This is a genomic window from Enterococcus rivorum (assembly GCF_001742285.1).
Lineage (GTDB): Bacteria > Bacillota > Bacilli > Lactobacillales > Enterococcaceae > Enterococcus_L > Enterococcus_L rivorum.
Genome location: NZ_MIEK01000020.1, coordinates 30,475 through 49,869, shown reverse-complemented (window position 1 = coordinate 49,869; position 19,395 = coordinate 30,475). Strand labels below are relative to the sequence as shown.

General features: G+C 33.3%; 15 protein-coding genes. 13 read left to right on the top strand and 2 right to left on the bottom strand.

Going from position 1 to position 19,395, the window contains the following annotated elements:
* Positions 1–301 precede the first annotated feature (301 nt).
* The 13 genes from BCR26_RS08185 to BCR26_RS08125 all read left to right on the top strand — a co-directional run bounded on the left by BCR26_RS08185 (position 302) and on the right by BCR26_RS08125 (position 16,942).
* Positions 302–1,738 carry an AcpB/EbpR/MafR family transcriptional regulator gene (locus BCR26_RS08185; protein ID WP_069698492.1) on the top strand — a complete coding sequence of 479 codons (1,437 nt, stop codon included), beginning with the start codon at positions 302–304 and terminating at the stop codon, positions 1,736–1,738.
* 400 nt (positions 1,739–2,138) lie between these two features.
* Complete coding sequence (locus tag BCR26_RS08180; protein ID WP_069698491.1) at positions 2,139–2,846, top strand: winged helix-turn-helix domain-containing protein; 708 nt, start codon at positions 2,139–2,141, stop codon at positions 2,844–2,846.
* Between the two features lie 84 nt (positions 2,847–2,930).
* A complete protein-coding gene (locus BCR26_RS08175; protein ID WP_169818871.1) occupies positions 2,931–3,272 on the top strand; it encodes an EF2685/EF0750 family sortase-dependent surface protein in 342 nt (113 codons plus the stop codon).
* Positions 3,269–4,078 carry a WxL domain-containing protein gene (locus tag BCR26_RS08170; RefSeq protein WP_084387070.1) on the top strand — a complete coding sequence of 270 codons (810 nt, stop codon included), beginning with the start codon at positions 3,269–3,271 and terminating at the stop codon, positions 4,076–4,078. Before BCR26_RS08175 ends, BCR26_RS08170 begins: the two co-directional genes overlap by 4 nt.
* A gap of 63 nt (positions 4,079–4,141) precedes the next feature.
* On the top strand, positions 4,142–4,942 hold the full coding sequence (locus BCR26_RS08165) for a WxL domain-containing protein (RefSeq protein ID WP_069698489.1): 801 nt from the start codon (positions 4,142–4,144) through the stop codon (positions 4,940–4,942).
* Positions 4,943–5,063: 121 nt separating this feature from the next.
* Positions 5,064–6,200 (top strand): WxLIP family cell surface protein, encoded by a 1,137-nt coding sequence (locus tag BCR26_RS08160; protein WP_069698488.1) that lies wholly within the window; start codon positions 5,064–5,066, stop codon positions 6,198–6,200.
* A 36-nt stretch (positions 6,201–6,236) separates the two neighbouring features.
* Entirely contained in the window at positions 6,237–6,905 is a 669-nt protein-coding gene (locus BCR26_RS08155) for a hypothetical protein (RefSeq protein WP_069698487.1), read from the top strand.
* Positions 6,906–6,969: 64 nt separating this feature from the next.
* Positions 6,970–9,309 carry an RICIN domain-containing protein gene (locus BCR26_RS08150; protein WP_069698486.1) on the top strand — a complete coding sequence of 780 codons (2,340 nt, stop codon included), beginning with the start codon at positions 6,970–6,972 and terminating at the stop codon, positions 9,307–9,309.
* An 81-nt stretch (positions 9,310–9,390) separates the two neighbouring features.
* Positions 9,391–10,053, top strand: coding sequence for a signal peptidase I (lepB, locus tag BCR26_RS08145; protein ID WP_084387069.1), 663 nt, complete (start codon positions 9,391–9,393; stop codon positions 10,051–10,053).
* A gap of 24 nt (positions 10,054–10,077) precedes the next feature.
* Positions 10,078–14,322 carry a pectate lyase-like adhesive domain-containing protein gene (locus BCR26_RS08140; protein ID WP_069698485.1) on the top strand — a complete coding sequence of 1,415 codons (4,245 nt, stop codon included), beginning with the start codon at positions 10,078–10,080 and terminating at the stop codon, positions 14,320–14,322.
* 217 nt (positions 14,323–14,539) lie between these two features.
* Positions 14,540–15,718 carry an AI-2E family transporter gene (locus tag BCR26_RS08135; RefSeq protein WP_069698484.1) on the top strand — a complete coding sequence of 393 codons (1,179 nt, stop codon included), beginning with the start codon at positions 14,540–14,542 and terminating at the stop codon, positions 15,716–15,718.
* Positions 15,719–15,929: 211 nt separating this feature from the next.
* Complete coding sequence (locus BCR26_RS08130) at positions 15,930–16,121, top strand: hypothetical protein (RefSeq protein ID WP_211272292.1); 192 nt, start codon at positions 15,930–15,932, stop codon at positions 16,119–16,121.
* Positions 16,122–16,153: 32 nt separating this feature from the next.
* Complete coding sequence (locus BCR26_RS08125; RefSeq protein ID WP_069698482.1) at positions 16,154–16,942, top strand: LssY C-terminal domain-containing protein; 789 nt, start codon at positions 16,154–16,156, stop codon at positions 16,940–16,942.
* Between the two features lie 39 nt (positions 16,943–16,981).
* Here the strand turns inward: BCR26_RS08125 and BCR26_RS08120 are convergent, their stop codons facing one another.
* Together BCR26_RS08120 and BCR26_RS08115 are read right to left on the bottom strand one after the other, a co-directional pair.
* A complete protein-coding gene (locus BCR26_RS08120) occupies positions 16,982–17,737 on the bottom strand; it encodes a response regulator transcription factor (RefSeq protein ID WP_069698481.1) in 756 nt (251 codons plus the stop codon).
* Positions 17,734–19,311 (bottom strand): cache domain-containing sensor histidine kinase, encoded by a 1,578-nt coding sequence (locus BCR26_RS08115; protein WP_069698480.1) that lies wholly within the window; start codon positions 19,309–19,311, stop codon positions 17,734–17,736. The genes BCR26_RS08120 and BCR26_RS08115 overlap by 4 nt, the downstream gene beginning before the upstream one ends.
* Between the last annotated feature and the right edge of the window lie 84 nt (positions 19,312–19,395).

The window sequence follows — 19,395 nt, the reverse complement described above, 5'->3', positions numbered from 1 at the left end:
GATCCCTCTTGTTTTTTAAACGGAACATTCTCTTTTTTTAGAAATCAAAAAAGTGAGGCAACAATCAGATGTATTTCTGACTATTGTCCCACTCTCTTTTATCGCTATTTTTTAATCTAATTAAATAGAAAGAAAAACAGGCTAAATGAAATAACATTATTCATATTAAGAAAAAATAAAGGTTAGAAAGGGTTCTGTACTTAGGAAAGGCATTTGTTGACAATTAAGAAAGAAACAGTGATAATAGTTTTGCCTATTAATAGGTTTTTTTAATTCTTTATAAGGGAGCATGAGTATACATATGAACGACTTAGGGCATAGGCTGTTAATAGATTCTGGTAAAAAAAGACAGATTGATATTTTATCTATTTTAATGGATTCTGAGGTTCCTGTTTCCCTTATTCATTTATCCCAAAAGTGTCAAGTGACGCTAAAAACGATCCAAAAAGATGCACAAGTGCTTGTAGAAATGTTTCCAGATCAACTGTTTTATGAAAATAATTATCTTTCCTTAAAAAAAAATACGGATATGCTTTTACTTACAAAACATATTCGATCAATTGTTAGAAATAGTCCATTATTTTCGATTCTAGAAGCTATTTTTGATGGAAAGTATATTACAACTAGTGGACTATTGGAGGAATGGTATGTTTCTGAATCGACGTTAAGGAAATATCTTGCCTATCTTAAAGATATACTGAATGAATATGAAATCGAGATGAACACAAATCCACTATATCTAATTGGTAATGAAGTAAACATTCGATACTTTTACTTTCATTTTTTTGATTATAAGTACTTTGATTATGAAGAAATAAATCACTCGGAATTTACAAGTAATAATAATCATAATCCTTTCGAAGATTTTGGAAAAAGTTATAGTAGGCTTTTAAATATCAATTATCAAGCGCTTGAAAAATGGCTATTTATTATAAAAAAAAGAACCTCTATGAAAAAATTTATCCAATTAAAGGAAGAAACAATTAATAAATATAGTAGCCACAGTGGTTTTTTGTTATTGAAAAAAAATTTAGCAAAAGAAGTAATCATCGAGGAGCAAGATATTCCTGAATCAGAATATGTTTTTCTTTACTTAGTGATGATTAATAATGTAATTTATGATGGTAACTCGATGTCTTTTACGAATGAGTTAGTAAAAGAATTTAGGAAATTTGAGTCTCTAGTAGATATGTTTTTTGATACAGTTAACTTGAACTATTCCGTTCATATGGATTTAAAAATTCTATTAACAGGTTTCTTAGTAAACTTGAATGCTTTATCGGATGCTTCTGATATATTTCAAACGACCAATTCATACCTTAAAGATAATATAGAAAAAAAATATCCACATATATTAGCAATTTGGTATAAAATTCTAAAAAACAATGCTAATTTTATTCATACCTATGATATGGCCATTAAATTGACAGTTTTTACAGTATCTAAAATGAATACAGTAAAAAAAGTGCTTTTTTTAATTATGGGGCCTCCGGCAGTTATTTCGTATTCTAAATATTTAGCTTTAAAAAATTTGCCTCAAAAGACAGAGGCTGTATTTTTATTAAATCAGCCTTTTAAACCTGAGTTGATAGAAAAGATGAATATTGATTTAATAGTGTGTAATTTCACAGTAGTTGAACCCTTAAAGAATTGTGAAATGTATTTTTTCTCAAATATTCTTTCTGATGTAGAATGGTCTAATTTTAGATTATATTTAGATGAAAAAAGATTGTCATAAAATAGAACTATTTTTTTAAATTAAATGACTAGTCATAAAGTAAAAAGAAAACAAAAATAAATAAATCTTGAAAGACAAAATTGATATTCAATTTTGTCTTTATTTGATTTTGTGTTCGGAAAAATAAATATAAAAAATATATAGTTGCATTTCTCCTTGGGATATTTCTTTAAACAAGAAAAAAACAACCTTTTTATTAAATTTAGGTTAAAAAATATCTTTTATATCATTAAAAAATTATGTATATATCTATTTATAAGTGTGTTTTTTATAATTTTTTTTACATGTAAATTATTTGTTGCTGGTTTATAGATGTTTCTAATTAAGAGATTTTTTAGATTTTCAAAAAGAAGAAATCTGATTTATAGTTTAAATTAAGATATTTTAAGGAGGAATTTCTTTGTGTGCTATAGCGATCATTGAGCTGACAGAGTATATGTTTAATCGACAAGAATTTGAAAAACATACGGATATAGATTTATTTTTTTTTGAGAATAAAAAGGTAAATCTAAATAAAATAAATGGGATGAACGGGATTATTTTTTGTAGTAACCATGAAGCAGAATCAGCAGAGCTTTTTAATTTAATTCTTTCAATAAAAAAAGATTCCTCTATCCCGATGTGGACTTTTTTGAAAAATTATCAACCGCTAACGAAAAAAAATATTTTACATTTAGGTGTTTTAGACAATTTTAGTGAGAAAACACCCATGGATGAAATGGCAATTATGGTCAAAAACACAATGAACATTGTTTACACGATTCAAGATAAAAGAAAAGGAAATAGTCAGCCGTTAGCAACTTCGAAAAAAATTGATTTGAATCCATTAAATCTTGAAGTTGTTGTACAGGGAGAAAAAATTGGCTTAACTAAGATAGAATATGCTTTGGTCGATTATTTATATCAAAATGTGAATCAAACATGTACTTATGAAGAAATCTATTCATACATTTGGAATGGTTCTTGTGAAGGGAAATTAAAACAGTACAAGGTTAGTAATGTGTTGTTCCATCTAAGAAATAAGTTAAAAGATCATGGGAAATCCCCTCAAATTTTTAAAACAATTCGTTCTATTGGATACATGTTAAATGATTCTATCATAGAATAGACAATTTTGGGAAGAAATAATCATGTGTCGGGCTTAATTTGAGAAATGAGTAGCAGTCAAATAAGAAGAGGAGAGAATATGTTAATGAAAAGGTTTTGTCGTATTTTTTTTATTTTCCTTCTGGTTTATTTTTCATTTGAGGCTGTTTCAGTTGTTGAAGCAGTAGATGGAGGACAAGTAAATATCCGGGTAGGGATTACTTTTGAGGAATCATCCCAATCAAAGGATTCCAGTAGTTCATCTATATCTTCAACTGAATCGGTAACAAGTGAGGCAAGTTCTGCAACTCATTCTCAGGATAAGCCCCGTGGAAAACTTCCAAAAGCAGGAGAAAACGGCAATAACTATCTATTTTTAGGTATTGCTTTACTCTTGCTATCTCTGAGTGTTGTGATCTTTAAAAGCATAAGGGGGAAGCAGGAGTGAAAATAAACTGTAAGAAAAAAAAATTTATTAGTTGCTTAGCAGTAATGTTTTTTGTAGGTATTGAGGCAGATGCAGCAGAAAATAAACCAAAAAGTACTGGAACAGTTCACGTTGAAAATAGTGAAAAAACAGTAATACTTGATCCAGAGAATCCAGAAGAGAAACTTATACCGGAAAAAATTCATTCAACGGAGGGGAACTTACGGATTGATTTTGCATCTGATTGGGCTTTTGGCAAGGTGACTTTAGAGCCAGAAAAAAAGGATTCAATTTACTATCTTCGTTCTCAACGTTTCGTAAATAGTGACGAAGTTCGAGGGAGTTACATACAGATTACAGATCAGCGAGAGCAAGCGAGTAGTTGGTCTTTACAAGTCAAACAGAGTGGCCAATTTAAAAATAATGTGATTCAAGAAAAAGAAGAACAAGAATTAAATGGCGCTATCTTTTCTCTCGATAAAATCTGGGTGAACAGTCTTGGTGATAGAGAATTACCAACAGTTGCTCGGGATACCATAGCTTTTCAGAATTTTAATCAAGCTTATAATATAGCAAATCTAGAAAAAGAAAAAGGTCAAAATGGGACCTGGCTAATTATTTTTGGGGCTTCTCCAAAGAATAAAGCTAATCAAGAAAACACCCTTAAGCCAGAACTAGATGAACAAGGAAATCCCATTATTGACGATAAGGATGGGAAGCCTGTCTACACAAATGAAGCAATTAGTATTAGGATTCCAGAAAATACTAAAATACATCCAGTTACTTATGAAACAACATTAACTTGGATATTAGGAGATTTACCTTAATTTCGTGATACGTTTGAGGCAACTCAAGTTATCAAATACATACATTTAATAGGAGGATACAAAATGAAAAACACAACACTTTCATCACTCGCTCTAGCAGCTTTTTTAGCTTTGGGAGCACCAGCAACAGTTTTAGCAGCACCGACAGCACTAGATTCTACAGGTACTGTTAAGGTTGAGGAAGGAGTAGCAGGGGGAGGCGACACACCAACAGTTGACCCAGAAAATCCAGAAAAACCTTTGCCAGATCCAGACCCAGAATCACCAGGTGAAAATGAAAATACAGATAAAGGTTCATTAATTGTAGAAAAAACAACTAATTTAGAATTTGGAACAGTTAAAACCTCAGCAGATGCAGTTACAGCGTTTGCTAAACCATTGGTATTTACTGACCCAGATAATGCAGAAACAAAAATTAGACGTGGGAACTATGTTCAATGGGCAGATGTTCGTGCAGGTGGAAAATATGGCTATACGATTACAGCACAATTGACACAACAATTTACAGGGACAGGCAATAACAAACTAACTGCTTCTACCATTGACTTTAGTAATGGTTCTATAGTATCTCAAGGAGATAATAAAAATGTTATTCCTTCAAATATTGCTACTGGCTTCCAATTAACAGAAGCAGAAAACGATGCTAAAACGGTAGTTACCGCTGACAAAGTCAAAAAAGAAGGAAAAGGTCGTTATATTATGTCTTTTGGTAAATCAAATGCAGACTTAGCAAAAGATACAACAGATAAATCCATTAAGTTGACCATTCCAGCAGTAACAGCTTCCAATATGGCAGTTGACACATACACAGCTAAAGTTACTTGGAAAATAGTTGCTGCTCCAGAAGAAGCACCAGAAGGTTAAATTTAAGAAACGCTTCTGACTGTTTAGTGTCCTATAAGAATAAGCTGATGAATTTAAGTCAGCTTATTCTTTATTAAATAGAATTTCCCGTACATAAAACAAAATAATGTGAGGCTCAATCATGAATAAAATAATTACCAAGAATAATCGCTTACTTTTTCTCTTAATTGTCATACTTTTTTCTCTTATCAGAGGAAATTCATCGATAGTTGCTTATGCAAATGAGGAAGACAAGCAGAATAGCGAGACAGAATCTATTACTGGTTTTACATATAGTCTTTCTTTTCCTGACAATCAATTAGAAGAAAATGTTGGCTATTACAAATTAAAAATGGCTCCAGGACAAAAACAAACCATTAAAATTACCTTGAGCAATCCGGGAAGTGAAAAAGTAACAGTAGGAATCGGCATCAATAGCGCAAAAACAAATCAAAATGGTGTGATTGAATATGGCGATTCTACAATAAAAAATGATGCGTCGCTAAAATTTGATTTCAAAGATATTGTCAAAGCACCGAAATCTGTGGACTTAGCTCCTGGCGAAAGCAAAGAATTAGAAACAGAAATAGAAATGCCTACCACTGCTTATGATGGAGTAATCGCTGGTGGAATTCAACTTATGAAAGAAAATCAAAATAGTAATGTAACTAACTCAAGTGGGTCTCAAATTCTTAATCAATATGCCTACGTAATAGCTGTTTTGTTACAAGAATCAAACGTAAAGTTAGAACCAGATTTGAAATTAAACAAAGTCTATGCTGATCAAATAAATTATCGAAATGCTGTTTTTATCGATTTTTCTAATATAATGGCTACGTATTTAAATAATGTCACAGTAGAAGCGCAAGTGATGAAAAAGGGTAGTGATACTGTCCTATATGAACGGAAACAAAGTGCAATGAGAATGGCGCCAAATTCCTTCATGGCCTTTCCTGTTAATATGAACGGGGAAGAAATGGTAAGTGGGGATTATGTAGCTAAAGTTCTCGTTACGTCAGCAGATCAAAAATGGGAATGGACAGAGGATTTTAACATTTCAAAAAAAGAAGCAGACAAATTTAATGAACGGGATGTTGGTTTAGTACAAGAAAAAGGATTAGACTGGCAATTAATTGCTATGTTAGTAGGCGCAAGTCTATTAATGATTGGATTGTTTTTTACTATTCTTACATTCATGCGTAAAAAGAAAGAAAAAAAAGAATTAGCAAGAAGAAAAGCTAAAATGCAGGCTAAAAAGAAAGCATCCAAGAAGAATTAAGTAAAGTGAAAGCTGCACAAAGATAGGAGAGGAAAAATGTCTATAGTAGAAATGCTGTTTATTGGTGGAATTGTAATAACTATCCTTTCACTTCTTGGTGCAAGCTATAATGGGATTCAATTTGTTCGCTATAACCGTCAGTATAAATTTTTACCAAAGAGAAAATCAAAGAATAAAAAGAAAAACAGAAAAATTGCACGGAAACGTCGGTACTTAATGAAAAGAAAGAAACGTAGTTTTAGATTTACGATTATCTTTTTATTATTTAGTCTAATTCTAGGAGGAAGCTCAGCTTATCTGTCCTATTATCAGTCAATGAACTTAACAACCGATGATTCTGATGCTGTAGTTAAAGGCTATTATCTGTTAAGAGATTTTGAAAAGCAAGTGCAAATGGGTGCAAGTAAGCAGGATGAAGAAGAGAAAGTTCAACAAAATATTCGTTACTTGGCAACTAGCTTAGCTAGCTATGGCACTAAAAGCGCAAGTGCGTTGAATACACAAGAAGGACAGTTAGCGTTAAATAGATACTACAATGCATTAAAAGAGTTAGGTATGAATGCCAGTACGCAAACAAATAATTTTTTCGGCAATGAAAAATTAAAAGAAGAATTTTTAGTAGATATTGAGAAAGCCCAAGCCTATGAACAAAAAGCATTTGATTATTATAAAGTAAATGCGAATGCTTTTTCAGAGGAAAAATAAAGTTTAAAGGATAATACTATAGTTAAGAGGTGAGTGAGTTGATAAAAAAGTATTGTTAAGGCTTTTGTTAGTAAATTTATTAGGCTTCAGCATCTATATTTGTCAAGCTACACCTGTTGTTTTAGCAAACCACTCCGAAATGAATCAGTATACTCAAAATGAGGCGAAAATGAGTAATGAAGAAATCACTAATACTGAGGGGAAAAACAATCTAGAAACCACCTCGACAACACAAGAAGGGCGATTAGTAGAATCAGATCCAATAAATGAAGAGAATTCCTCGAAAAAAATAAATCTGAAAACTACTAAGGCGAATGAAATAAATAACAATTTTTATATTTTAAAACCTGTGCTGACAAAAGCGAATCATTTAGTAGCAGATGTTAATATGAATACGAAAAAATTGATTCTTTATGGACAGCATGGACTAGGAAATCAGCTATTTGGAGTGGAATGGCGACCAGAGTCAGAAGGCTATATTCTTTTTTTATCAAAAAACAAACAAAATCTTTTAAAACCAGAAGGAAATTCTGCTGGAAGTAAAATTACTATTGAAACGCAAGTGACTCCAGTTAATAATTTGTCTCGTTTTTCAGAAGATTATTTATGGGATATCGTGGCTATTGGAGAAAATTATGTTTTTTTGAATAAGAAAAATAAGTTAGCTTTAACGGTCTTAGACGCAAGTTCTGGTGCAGAGCTAACTTTACAAAAGCAAACAAATGAGACAAACCAACAGATTAAGCTTGAGCAGCTTAATGGCTATTACTCCATTAAATCTGTGGGGCGATCGACAACTACTAAAAGCTCGGTTTTTGATATTCAAGGTGGTGTAGGTGTAGATAAGGATATTATTGCCTACCAAGATTATGGCTCTCTTAATCAAAAATGGTTTATTTTATATTCAACGGATATTGATGGCTATGTGATTGGCAATGCTAAAGATAAAACGATTCTAATTAGTTCTGAACAAGGGGAAGGGAAATCTCCTATTTCTAAATATTTTAACCCTTTAGAAAAGGTTGCATCAAAATTTAGGCATGTTTTTTCTGCTATTGTGGGTGAGGAAGGTAGTTATTCTATTTTTGCAGGGAAATTTCATATTGCAGCAGCCAGTGATACTAATCAACTTACATATAGTGAAAGCAGCAGAAATTACATGGGACGTTGGAATTTAATCAGTCAAGGAGCCATTCTCCCACCAAACTTGCTTGATTTTAAATTAAATAAACAAGAAGAGACTCCCTTGTATTATGTAGGGGAAACAATTGATTTTTCTGCAAGGGTTGAAACATCGGATTTTAAAAATGTAGCAGCTTTTGTCCGGACAGATTCAGGTACTTATGATGTAATTGGTGAAAATATGCCAGTTGTTGATAACAAAGTGCTAATTACTAAGAAAGTTAGTACGTTAGAAATGACTGAAGGAGAGCATTTTATTGAAGTACTAGCTAAAGGGGATGGATTATTCATTTCAAATGCTTTAGCAGCAAAAGTAAAAATTGCTTATCCAACACCAACAGCAGAACCAGTTTCCCAAAAAGTATTTAGATATAGAGAAATTAAGGATTTAAAAGCCACTGATTTTGTTAAAGGCCCTCATGATGAAATGGGAAATCCTATTGAAGCGAAGATTGTTAGTATCGACACATCAACAATTGGAAACAAAGTTGCGGTTATTTCTTTAAAAAATCAATATAAAGAAACCTTAATAAATGTTCCCGTGGAAATAATTAAGGAACCAGCAAAGCTACAAGTGAATTTTGTAAATGAAATAGAAGAATTACTACCTGGTTATAGTCTAACAATCGACGGATTTGTAGGAGACCCTATTGATTTAACGAAAGAAAAGAAAGTCATTGAACAGTTAGAAAATATAAGAACGGCTGGCTACGAGATTGCTAGTAAACCAGAAAATGAAGCGAATGTTGCTATTGGTTCTCCGACAGTTACTGTTAGATATAAGCTACAGGGACTAATTAGCTTAAGCTCAACCCCTACGAAACTTGATTTTGGAACGTTGACGTATGAGGCAAAAAATAAACGAATTGAACGTCCTTCTTTTGATAAAGAATTGATTGTAACTGATACAAGAGCTGATGCTAGTAAGGGCTTTAGAATGTCAGCTGTATTAACCAAGGCGCTTACCGATGAAAAAGGCAATCAGTTAGTTGATGCTTTGACCTACAGTTACCAAGGTAAAGAAAAACTTATAGGAGAGCAAGAACAGATTGTTTACGTTAATACTAAAGGGGTAGCTGGAAGCTTTGCAATAACAGATTCTTGGGGAAGTAATCAAGCGGATGATGGCTTGAAGCTTGAAATTAAAGGAACAACTATGCTATATCCTGGTAGTTACCAAGGAATTATTACCTGGAAATTAATGGCAGATGAGCCGCAATAGTAATAGTTTCTCCCACTTAATATTAGAAGATTAGTTAGCTATTTTTTACGATAGCTTTGATATCAAACAGAAAGAGAAAAAATGAAACAAAATAAAGGTAAAAGTAAAGCTTTAGCAGGCAATAATAGCAATTTTAAAAAAAAATCTAGACATAAGAAATCAAGTGGAAAAATAAGAAATCACAAGAGAGAATTACAAAATACCAAGACACATAGACTAAAGCGCGTAATTCTAGAAATTGTTGCTTCTATTTTTCTTGGTATTTTAGCTATTTTAGTAGTGGGTCAGTTTTTCTTTCAAATTGTTGAAGTAAATGGTTACGGAATGGTTCCTGCGCTGAGAGACAGGGATATTGTGTTAGTAAAAAAAATAGAAAGGCTGCAAAGATTTGATTTAGTTGCTTTTAAACAGGGAAATAAGCTTCAGATTCGTCGAGTGATTGGTTTGCCAGGGGAAAAAATTCGTTATGAAAAGGATACCTTGTTTATTAATGACGAGTCAATAGACGAGAAATTTATTATTCCTGAAATAAATGAAAACCAAAAAAATGATCGAGAGTTTACCGAAGATTTTCAACTTTCAAATAATAGAACTTGTGGCGTTCCAGATGATTACTATTTTTTATTAGGAGATAATCGTCCTTATGCAGCAGACAGCCGGTTTTACGGATTTATTTCCAAGAAAAATATCATTGGTGTTGTTTACATTCAGTTATCACCGATCAACGAGTGGAAGAGTTTTTAGTTTAGTTAATTAGGAGGGATTGGTTTGTTAAATAAAAAAATGTGTTGGTTATTTTTATTGTTTAGTTGTGTAGGAATGGGATTGTTAAATGGTCAACGAGTGGAAGCTTCACCAGAAATTCCAGTAGCAGTTAATTCAAAAAATGCAGCAAATTGGGTACAGTTTGAACAATATATTGGTGATGTGAGTGTTGATGAGATTAAGATAACAGCCAATTTTAGAGCGGAAAAGAGTATTGTTACAGGTAAGTTTCCTAAAAGAAATTTAACAATTGATGGACAAGGAAAATATACATTAGACATGGGACTTTATTGGCTAAACATGTCGGAAGCTTCTGCAACGGACAAAAGTCTTTTTACAGTAAAAGATCTTACTGTGAGCGGGCTAACGAATGGTACTTATCCAATTTTTTATCCATTAGGAAATATACTTCACTTAAAAAATGTAACGCTACAAAATCGTGGAGTAGTAAACGCTCCAGGCTCCACTGTCTATTTTTCAGGAAAAACTATTTTTGAAATGAATGAAGAAGTAAAATATTTAACAAATTTGATCAATTGTAGAGAGTTAATCATTGAAGATGATTTCTCGTTTACAAATAAAAGAGTGCCTACTACAACTGAAGGTGAAGTTGTCGCAACACTTTTTAATTCCACTGCTGCCAATCCTTCTATTACGATAAAAAATAGTAATTTTAATGTTAGTTCCAATGTGGCTATATTCGATTTAAATAAACCAACTAGCTTTACAATTAATAAGTCGAAATTAAGTTTGGAAAATGCAAATGAGTTTATTTCTGCAAAAGCTGCTGTGGAAGCCAAAATAGAAAATGAAGTGGAAGTTGTAGGAAAAGCGAAAAGTAGTACAGGCCTTTTTAACAGTAAAGTTGCACCAGTAACGTTGACAATGAATAACGCTACATTTAAAGGAACAAAAGATACGGGGTATATTGCAAAAACAGAAGGAGCCGATGCTCCGCTAACAGTGAATGCGCAAAATAGCACAGTAGATGTAGAAAAAGGTGGCTTTTTTCATAGTAATGGTAGTAAGTTAACTGTGACGAGCGATAGCTCTCATTTTATTACAAAGCAGATGACCGCCAATTTTCTTTATGGAAAAACCATAGAATCGACAATGACTAAAAGTTCGATAAAAATGGAAGGAATTGATAGTAATTTTATTTATTCTGTTTTAGGTGTTGGTGGAAGTAAACTAAGTTTTATTGATTCAGAAATCTATTTGAGACAGCCGGATCCCAAAACGGCTGCTATGTTTTGTATAATAGATAAAAATACCGAAATGACATTTGATAATACCTCTGTTGATTCTAAAACCTATGGGCGCTTATTTTCTATTCTTAAGGACGCAGATGATAGTAAGTTAACAATTAAAAACGGCTCTAAATGGGATGCGTATAGTAAAGCAACTAATGTTATTAGAACAGGATCAGATGTGACAGCTGATACTGAGAAGGATTTAACAAATACAGACAAAGCAAAATTGGGATCGAAAAACTTTCTTTTAACGATTGAGGGTCAAGGGACGGATGTCAAATTAAGCGGCGATTCAAAAGCTGAAGATATCGCTGCAGGAATTCTTGCGATTGTTGGACCTGATTCAAAATTACTTATGGATGATGGAGCGAAGCTGTCTGTTCATAGTTTAAATGATAAAAAGAATGTAACTGAAAAGGACAACTTTGGAGTTGCTACTCCTGCTATACTCTTGCAAACCTTGAATGGTGGTTTTTACTTAAATAATGGTTCTCAGCTAGAAGTGAAAAATTTTTCTGCTAATCCTCCTACTTTGCACTCAGACAGAAGTCATGAAGCAGCTATTCGTTTTAGAGTTGCTGGATCGATGACTTTTGAAGTAAACAATCATTCGAAAATTGATATTTATAAACAAGGTTCCAGTTCTGGGATTCGAATGTTTGGTGGCAATAATAAGATTCTGGTTGGATACGATTCTGACTTTAAAGTGCATAATAAAGGCGATGGAGTCGCTTCTGACGGTGGAGTTTTGGGAAATGCGGCTATTCAATTTATATCTAATACTGGAACCACAGTGGCTAAAGACCAATTTATTATTTCAGGAGAAAATGCAAATATAGAGTTAGTGTCAGATAGTGGACTAGCTATTGATGGAAGTATTAATCAACTAGACATTATTACTAGCAAAGATTCTTATTTTGTTGCTCGCGGACAGAGTGCGAGTGAAAGTGTAGGTATATTTAATGCGTATATGATGAATATTGATTTTGATACAATGAATTACTTTGATTTTGCTAATTCACGTATTGACGGTGGTGCTCTTTTTAGTACAAAAGATGAAACCTCTAAGCTGAATGCGAAAAAGACGAATTTATCTTTATGGGCAGTGGAAAAAGACCAAAATGTTATGGTTAATGATCCTAGCGAATATTTATCTCGTCAAAACTTTAATTTGAAAGGGATCAATTTAGCTACTTTTGAATCTGGAAGTGACGGGATCAAGAATTATCTAGAAAAAATTGGTGGGACAACTAAAATCAGTCGTTTAACAGGGAATAATCAACGGGCAAAGATCGAAAGTTTTCGAGTGCCGACGAATGCAGATAAATATATTTGGGCTCGTGCCTTAGTCAAAGAAGGAAAAGGAGCAGCAGATCGCCCGGCCTATGAAGATGAAGTATTTGTGAAAGTAGAAGTCAGAAATCCAGATGATACAGTGGCATATACAACGCAAGGCGTTTCAATTGGAAATGGCGCAGATGGTAAAGGAGTTTCTATTTACGAAGAGGCAAAGAAAACTGGCTTAGTGAAAATTCCAATACCAGAAGGAAAGTTTATTGAAGCAGGACAAAGCGTTCATTTAGTGGAAGCTTGGATTGATTTAGGGAATGGCGAAAAATTGCCAAGTGAAGAAGCAGACTTAAAAGCTACAGCTGTAACTACTCTTGACGTTACACCTCCACAAAAGGCCAATATTTTACCTGTGACGAATGCGATAAAACAATTAACCGGAACTAGTAGTGAAAATGGTGCAAAAGTTTTTCTTAAGGTCAATAATCAATGGTTGAAAGATAGCGAGGGAAAACTAGTTAGTGCGGTTGTAGGCGAAAATAATTGGTCCATCAATTTACCTTACTATTTAACAAAAGAAGATAAAGTCGATGTTTATTTGAAGGATGAAACCAATATTCAAGTGCTTCCAGAGTATACTTTACCTAAAACTTATACTACTGAACCTGATGGAATTGTGGGGAATTTGAATTGTGCGATAGATGATTATTCAAGCTATCAAGGATATCACGATGCAAAGAAAACAGGTGATATAGATGGACGTTTTGCTTCTGCATTGCGTTCGATTACAGAAGATGTTATTCCAGTGCCTAAATTGGAACAATCAATAACGTCCAGTGGTGGTGAGACGACAAGTTATGGAGATACATTAACGTATACTTTTAAAGCAACCAATACCCATGAAAAAGCAGAAAGCTGGAAAAATGTCATTTTAACAGATGTGTTAGCTGAAGGATTAGCTTTTGATAGTCTCGATCATGGAATTACTATTGATGGCGAGCTAGCGAGTGACAATCAATTTAGTTATGAAGAATCCACAAGAAAATTAACGATTAAAGTAGGAGAAATCCAAAGTAAGCAGAACGTTATAGTCGTTTTTAAAGTGAAAGTTTCTCAAAAAGCAGTATTGGGAAAGAATATTCTTAACACAGGAAAAGCTAGCGGCGATTCTCCACAAGAAGATCCATTTGTTGTAGGTGAGATCATGCCTGGGAACAGTCACAAAGTCTTATCAGCAACATCAAATGAAATGGGGGTTCCAGGAAATGCAGTATACGGAGATTTATCCTTTGTTTCTGCTCCTGAAAGCTTAGATTTTGGAGAATTACACTATTCAGCAACAACAAAAAGAGTAGAAGCTGCAAAATTTGCAGAAAAGCTAGCGATAAATGATATTCGAGAAAATGTAAAAGCTGGTTGGTATGTGACGGCAACGTTATCGCAAGCAATGATAAATGATAAGAAACAAGAACTTGTCAATGCAATGCGCTATGTATACAAAGGGAAAGAAAATATTTTGAATGACAATGCCCAGGTTGTTTATACAAACCTTGACGTGAAGAGAGGCGAATATGTTATTAGCGACAGTTGGGGCAATAGTAAGGGATCTGATGGAGTGAAGCTTCAACTAGAAGGAACGCAAAACGTCGGAACTGGATCGTATCAAGGTGTTATTACTTGGAAGCTAATGGCAGGACAACCATAATAGTTCAGTAAAAAAAAGCAGAAATTTTCTTCTGCTTTTTTTATTTACAACATTTGAAGAAATTAATAACATTGATGTTTAGCTAGTAGTTTGGTACTATTTTATTAGTTGAAAAGGAATTGAAATGGTAATATAAAGTGAGTGAATCAGTCTTTTTGTAAAGATAACTATTTTTTAGTGAAAAATAGAATAGAAATTATCAGATTAGGAGTAGTTTATGGGGAATAAAAATATAGAAAAAATGATCATGAAATATTTAATTATCGTGACAGTATTGGTTCTATCAGTTCTAAATGCATCCTCTATTTTGAAGGTTATTGCCATTGTGTTAGGTGCTTTTTCAAACATATTTTTAGCTATGTTGGTAGCGTATGTTGTAAACATCATTATGGTGAAAATCGAAGAATATCTCTCGCGTAGAGAGACAAAAATAATGACTAAGGTAAAAAGACCCGTTAGTTTGTTGCTTTCATTATTTGTAGTGATTATTATTATTTGCCTACTAATTATGTTGGTAGTTCCTGCTACTCTAGATTCATTGAATATGCTAATGGCAGAAATGCCAAAATATTTCCAGAAAATACAAGTTTTCTTATTAGCAATTTTTGAAAATAATGCTAGTGTGACTAAAGCGATTGATCTTTTAGAAATTGATTGGAAATTGTTGCTTCAAAACATCATTTCGATATTAGGTGGAGGCGTTTCTAGTACCTTAGATACCTTTTTAAATGTTTTAGGAACAGTTGTAGGGAGTCTCTTTAATTGGGTATTAATTTTAGTTTTCTCAATTTATATTCTGCTAGATAAAGAACGATTTATACGAATGTATGAGCGTTTGACTACGTTGTACATGAAATCAGAGAAAAAAAGAAAATTGGATATGGTATTAAAAGTCATTCATCAAACCTTTAGCTCTTTTATTAGAGGACAATGTATAGAGGCAGTGATTTTAGGAACCCTTTGTGCGACAGGAATGTTCATTTTACGGATGCCATATCCTGTGATGATTGGCACGCTAGTAGGAGCAATCAATATTATTCCGATTATTGGTGCGTATATTGGAGGAGCTATCGGAGCGGTCTTAGTGTTTACTGTAAATCCTCCTTTAGCGATTGGCTTTTTAATCTATTTGGTTTTACTACAGCAGTTTGAAAGTAACGTAATTTATCCAAAAGTTGTTGGGAGTTCTGTTGGTTTACCAGGAATTTACGTTCTAGGCTCAGTTATGGTTTTTGGTGCTTTGGCAGGGATTCCGGGAATGTTTTTTGGGATTCCCACAGTTGCTAGTATTTACAAACTAACCAATATGTATCTTGCTAATAAAGAAAAGAAGTCAGCCGGAACAAGCCTGAATTCTGTATTAGAAGAGAAAATTGATCCTACAATAGGAAAATAAGCTAAAAGCTATTGATGCATAGGCTGCATTGGTAGCTTTTTCTTTTGTATTCCGCTGAATAAATGATCAAGAATCATATTGGGAGATTTTTTTCTCTAAACGAGTATAATTTAAAGTAGAGAGTATAAATTTTTCTACTAATTATTTTTGTCACTTGATTCTATAGGTTTGAAAAGAAAGGATGATAAATATGCCAAAATTTTATAAAAACATGAAAACGGGAGCAGTCATTACAGAAGCGGAGTACAAAGAAAAGATTATGGTGGATATGACAGAAGTCAGTTCTGATATGGGAACCATGGGAATGGGTTCATACAGCAATTTTGTAAACAGCGTATTTGAAGGCGAAGTCGATAACTACAGTGAATATGTTCCTTATGATCCAGAAGCTGAAGAGGAGTAGCTATTACTGAGAAGTAAAGTGGAGGTAATAGAATGAACAAACAATCATTAATCAATAGTTTCTTTCGAACGATTCGTTTTCTCGTGATTATTTTTTTAGGTTTTTTAGTTTATGAAACATTACTGGTCAATATTTTGACTCGAAAAATTCATATACTAGGTTATGTGATTGTTTGGCTATTTACTTCTTATTTGATCCTTCCTTATCTTAATAAAAAAGTCACCAAAAGATATTTGCCGGATTATTTTATTGGTCGTTCTCGAACCAGTGATGGATTATTGGGCGATCCTATTAATTTGGCATTTCTGGGAGATCAGCAATCAATAGAAAATTTATTTTTAGCTTCTGGATGGGAAAAAGCAGAGAGCTTGTCTATTCGGTCAGCTCTTCATATGATCATTGCAAGTGTTCTAGGAAAGTCTTATCCCAAAGCACCCGTTAGTTCGTTGTTTCTTTTTGGGAATAAGCAGGATTTAGCTTTTGAAAAGGAGATTAAGAATAATCCAAGGCGACGGCACCATATTAGACTCTGGAAAACACCTGATGATTGGTATTTGCCGGGAGGTCGTCAAGCTGATTGGTTGGGGGCTGCTACTTATGATAAGAAGGTCGGTCTCTCAAATTTTACCGGACAGGTGACACACAAAATAAATTCGGATGTTGACGAGGAACGTGAATTTGTTTTAAACTCCTTTGAAAAATCAAACATCAATATTTCCATTGAAAGAGTAGAACATTTTACAACTAGTTATTATGGACGTAATGGTGGTGGAGATGAGATATATACAGATGGGGCGTTGCCTTTTATTAAAATAGAGTGACGATGAAAAAAGAGTTGTACTGCCATTTAAGGGGTGGTGCTACAGCTCTTTTTCCTGTTTATAATATAAAGGACTTACACCGATACGTTGTTTAAAAAGACGGCTGAAATAATAAGGGTTTTGATACCCTACTTTTTTTGATAAATCATTTATTTTGATATTTAGCATCGTGTCATCAAGGAGTTCAATCGCTTTTTCAATTCTCAATTGAGTTAAATAATCAATGAAGGAAAGACCGAGCTCCTGTTTCATTCGTTTACTTAAATACGTATGATTAATATGGAAAATTGTGGCAACCTTTACTCCTGATAAAGAAGCATCTTGATAATGGTTTTCCAAATAGGTAGTGACATCTGCGATTATAGGAGAAAGGTGTGCTGTTTGCTTTTTTTGACTTGTCGTAGTTTGTTGCTGTTGCTTCTTTAAACACGTATCTATTTTTTGTAAAAGAAGATAAAAATCACTTTTGGGAACAGGTTTTAATAAGTAATCAAAAACTTGTAATTGAATCGCTTGTCGGGCGTATTCAAAATCATCATAACCGCTAATGACAACCATAATTGCTTGAGGAAATTGCTTTTTTAACAGTTGAATTAAATCTAAGCCATTCATACCTGTCATATTTATATCTACGAAGAAAACATCTGGTTTTATCTTTTCTGCAATTAGAAAAGCTTCTTGAGCATCTTCTGCTGTATTTTCACAAATAAAGGGCAAAGAGCTTTTATTGATAAATAATTTGAGGCCATTGCGAATAATTTTTTCATCATCAATGATTAACACTTGCCAAGTCATGTTTCATCCTCCAAAGGAATCGTAATAGTTATCTTTGTTTGCTCTTGATTGCTCTCAATGGTAAAGTCACTCTGTTTTCCATAGGTTAATTTTAAGCGATGGTAGACACTATAGAGCCCAAAACCAATGATTCGATTTTGCTCTTGGTGATAGAAAAGGTTGTCGCGAATAGTAGTCAATGCTTCTTTAGAGATCGGTAAGCCATCGTTTATCACTGCTATTTTCAATTGATTGTTTTCGTTGGTTGCGTTTATCCAAATGGTAGAAAATTGTTTTGGCAAAGGTTTAATCCCGTGATAAATGGCATTTTCTACTAGAGGCTGTAGTAAGAAACGAATGACTTTGGTATTTGCGACATCTGGTGCTAAAGAAAATTCGTAATTTAGTATTTTTTCATAGCGAACCTGTTGTATTTTTAAGTAGCTTTCCAAATGTTTAAATTCTTGAGAAAGTGGGACAAATTCTTTTCCTTCATTAAGACCTAAACGGAAATAGAGACTAAGAGCTTCAATCAGCTCAACAACATCATCGGCATCATGAGAAGCAGCTAACCACTGAATGGTATCCAAGGTATTGTAAAGGAAATGTGGTTTCACTTGCTCTTGAATCATCCTCAGTTCTATTTCTTTTTTTTCCTGCTCGGTTTCATAAACCTTATCCAACATTTGATTAAAATGTTCCCCTAACTGGCCAAATTCATCTGTTCTCTTCATCGTAACGCGCAAAGATTCATCTCCAGCAGCTACTTTTCCCATAACTCCTTGCAACTGTTTTACAGGTTTCAATATAGAGGTAGCTAATAAATAAAGCCAGACTAAAAAGAAGATACCTAAAATCGTTCCAACAATCAAAACAGCATTTTGCGTATTACGTAAACTCTGGTAGAGTTTTTTCTCAGGTACTTGGAATTGTACCTTCCAATCTGGCATTGCTTGAATCGAACGTTCAAAACGAACCATCTTGTCTTTCGATTTTGGTTGATTGTGATTTAGCGTTAAAGTCCCTGTTCCGTCGTAAACAAATATATCTTTTGCAATTTTATTCATTTGTTCAATAGGAACGGCAGCAGCAAGATAGGAAATGGTTGAATCAACGATGGAAGGTATTCGATATAAAATAATGACAACTTCTGCTTGGTTACTATGAGAATAAAGGACTTTACTAATAACATACTCAGAATTGTTGGTGATTATTTTTTTGAAATAATCTCTATCAACAATGGAAAATGAAGGCGAGTTTGCTGAAAAAGATTCGCCGGAGTTACTTACTGCACGAATAGATTCATAGCTATTTTTATTTAGTTGAGCTAAATTTTCGGCTTCTTTTATTAATTCTTGCTTAGACCAATTTTGTGTCACAGCTTTTTGAGATAAAGACTGTATCTCATTGATTCGCTGCTCGAACCAATAGGAGATTTGTTCACTTTTTGCATCTACTAATTGCTGAGTCATGGATCGATTAAATGATAAAACTGTCCGTTCCATCTCGATTTTAATAATCAGAGCGATAGATAAAAATAAAATAATAAAGAAGCCGCTTGCATATAAGGTAAGTTTTTTCTGTAATGAGTTCATAATGGTATTACAGCACTTTTTTTTGTAAATTGCAATAGTACTTGAAAAGTAGCCGCCATCCAAAAAAGAATTGTCCGAAATAGA

Bases quoted from the DNA above. Each gene is read 5' to 3' on its own strand.
- BCR26_RS08185 (WP_069698492.1), top strand. From the start codon at position 302: ATGAACGACTTAGGGCATAGGCTGTTAATAGATTCTGGTAAAAAAAGA.
- BCR26_RS08175 (WP_169818871.1), top strand. From the start codon at position 2,931: ATGAAAAGGTTTTGTCGTATTTTTTTTATTTTCCTTCTGGTTTATTTT.
- BCR26_RS08165 (WP_069698489.1), top strand. From the start codon at position 4,142: ATGAAAAACACAACACTTTCATCACTCGCTCTAGCAGCTTTTTTAGCT.
- BCR26_RS08160 (WP_069698488.1), top strand. From the start codon at position 5,064: ATGAATAAAATAATTACCAAGAATAATCGCTTACTTTTTCTCTTAATT.
- BCR26_RS08155 (WP_069698487.1), top strand. From the start codon at position 6,237: ATGTCTATAGTAGAAATGCTGTTTATTGGTGGAATTGTAATAACTATC.
- lepB (WP_084387069.1), top strand. From the start codon at position 9,391: ATGAAACAAAATAAAGGTAAAAGTAAAGCTTTAGCAGGCAATAATAGC.
- BCR26_RS08135 (WP_069698484.1), top strand. From the start codon at position 14,540: ATGGGGAATAAAAATATAGAAAAAATGATCATGAAATATTTAATTATC.
- BCR26_RS08130 (WP_211272292.1), top strand. From the start codon at position 15,930: ATGAAAACGGGAGCAGTCATTACAGAAGCGGAGTACAAAGAAAAGATT.
- BCR26_RS08125 (WP_069698482.1), top strand. From the start codon at position 16,154: ATGAACAAACAATCATTAATCAATAGTTTCTTTCGAACGATTCGTTTT.
- BCR26_RS08120 (WP_069698481.1), bottom strand. From the start codon at position 17,737: ATGACTTGGCAAGTGTTAATCATTGATGATGAAAAAATTATTCGCAAT.
- BCR26_RS08115 (WP_069698480.1), bottom strand. From the start codon at position 19,311: ATGAACTCATTACAGAAAAAACTTACCTTATATGCAAGCGGCTTCTTT.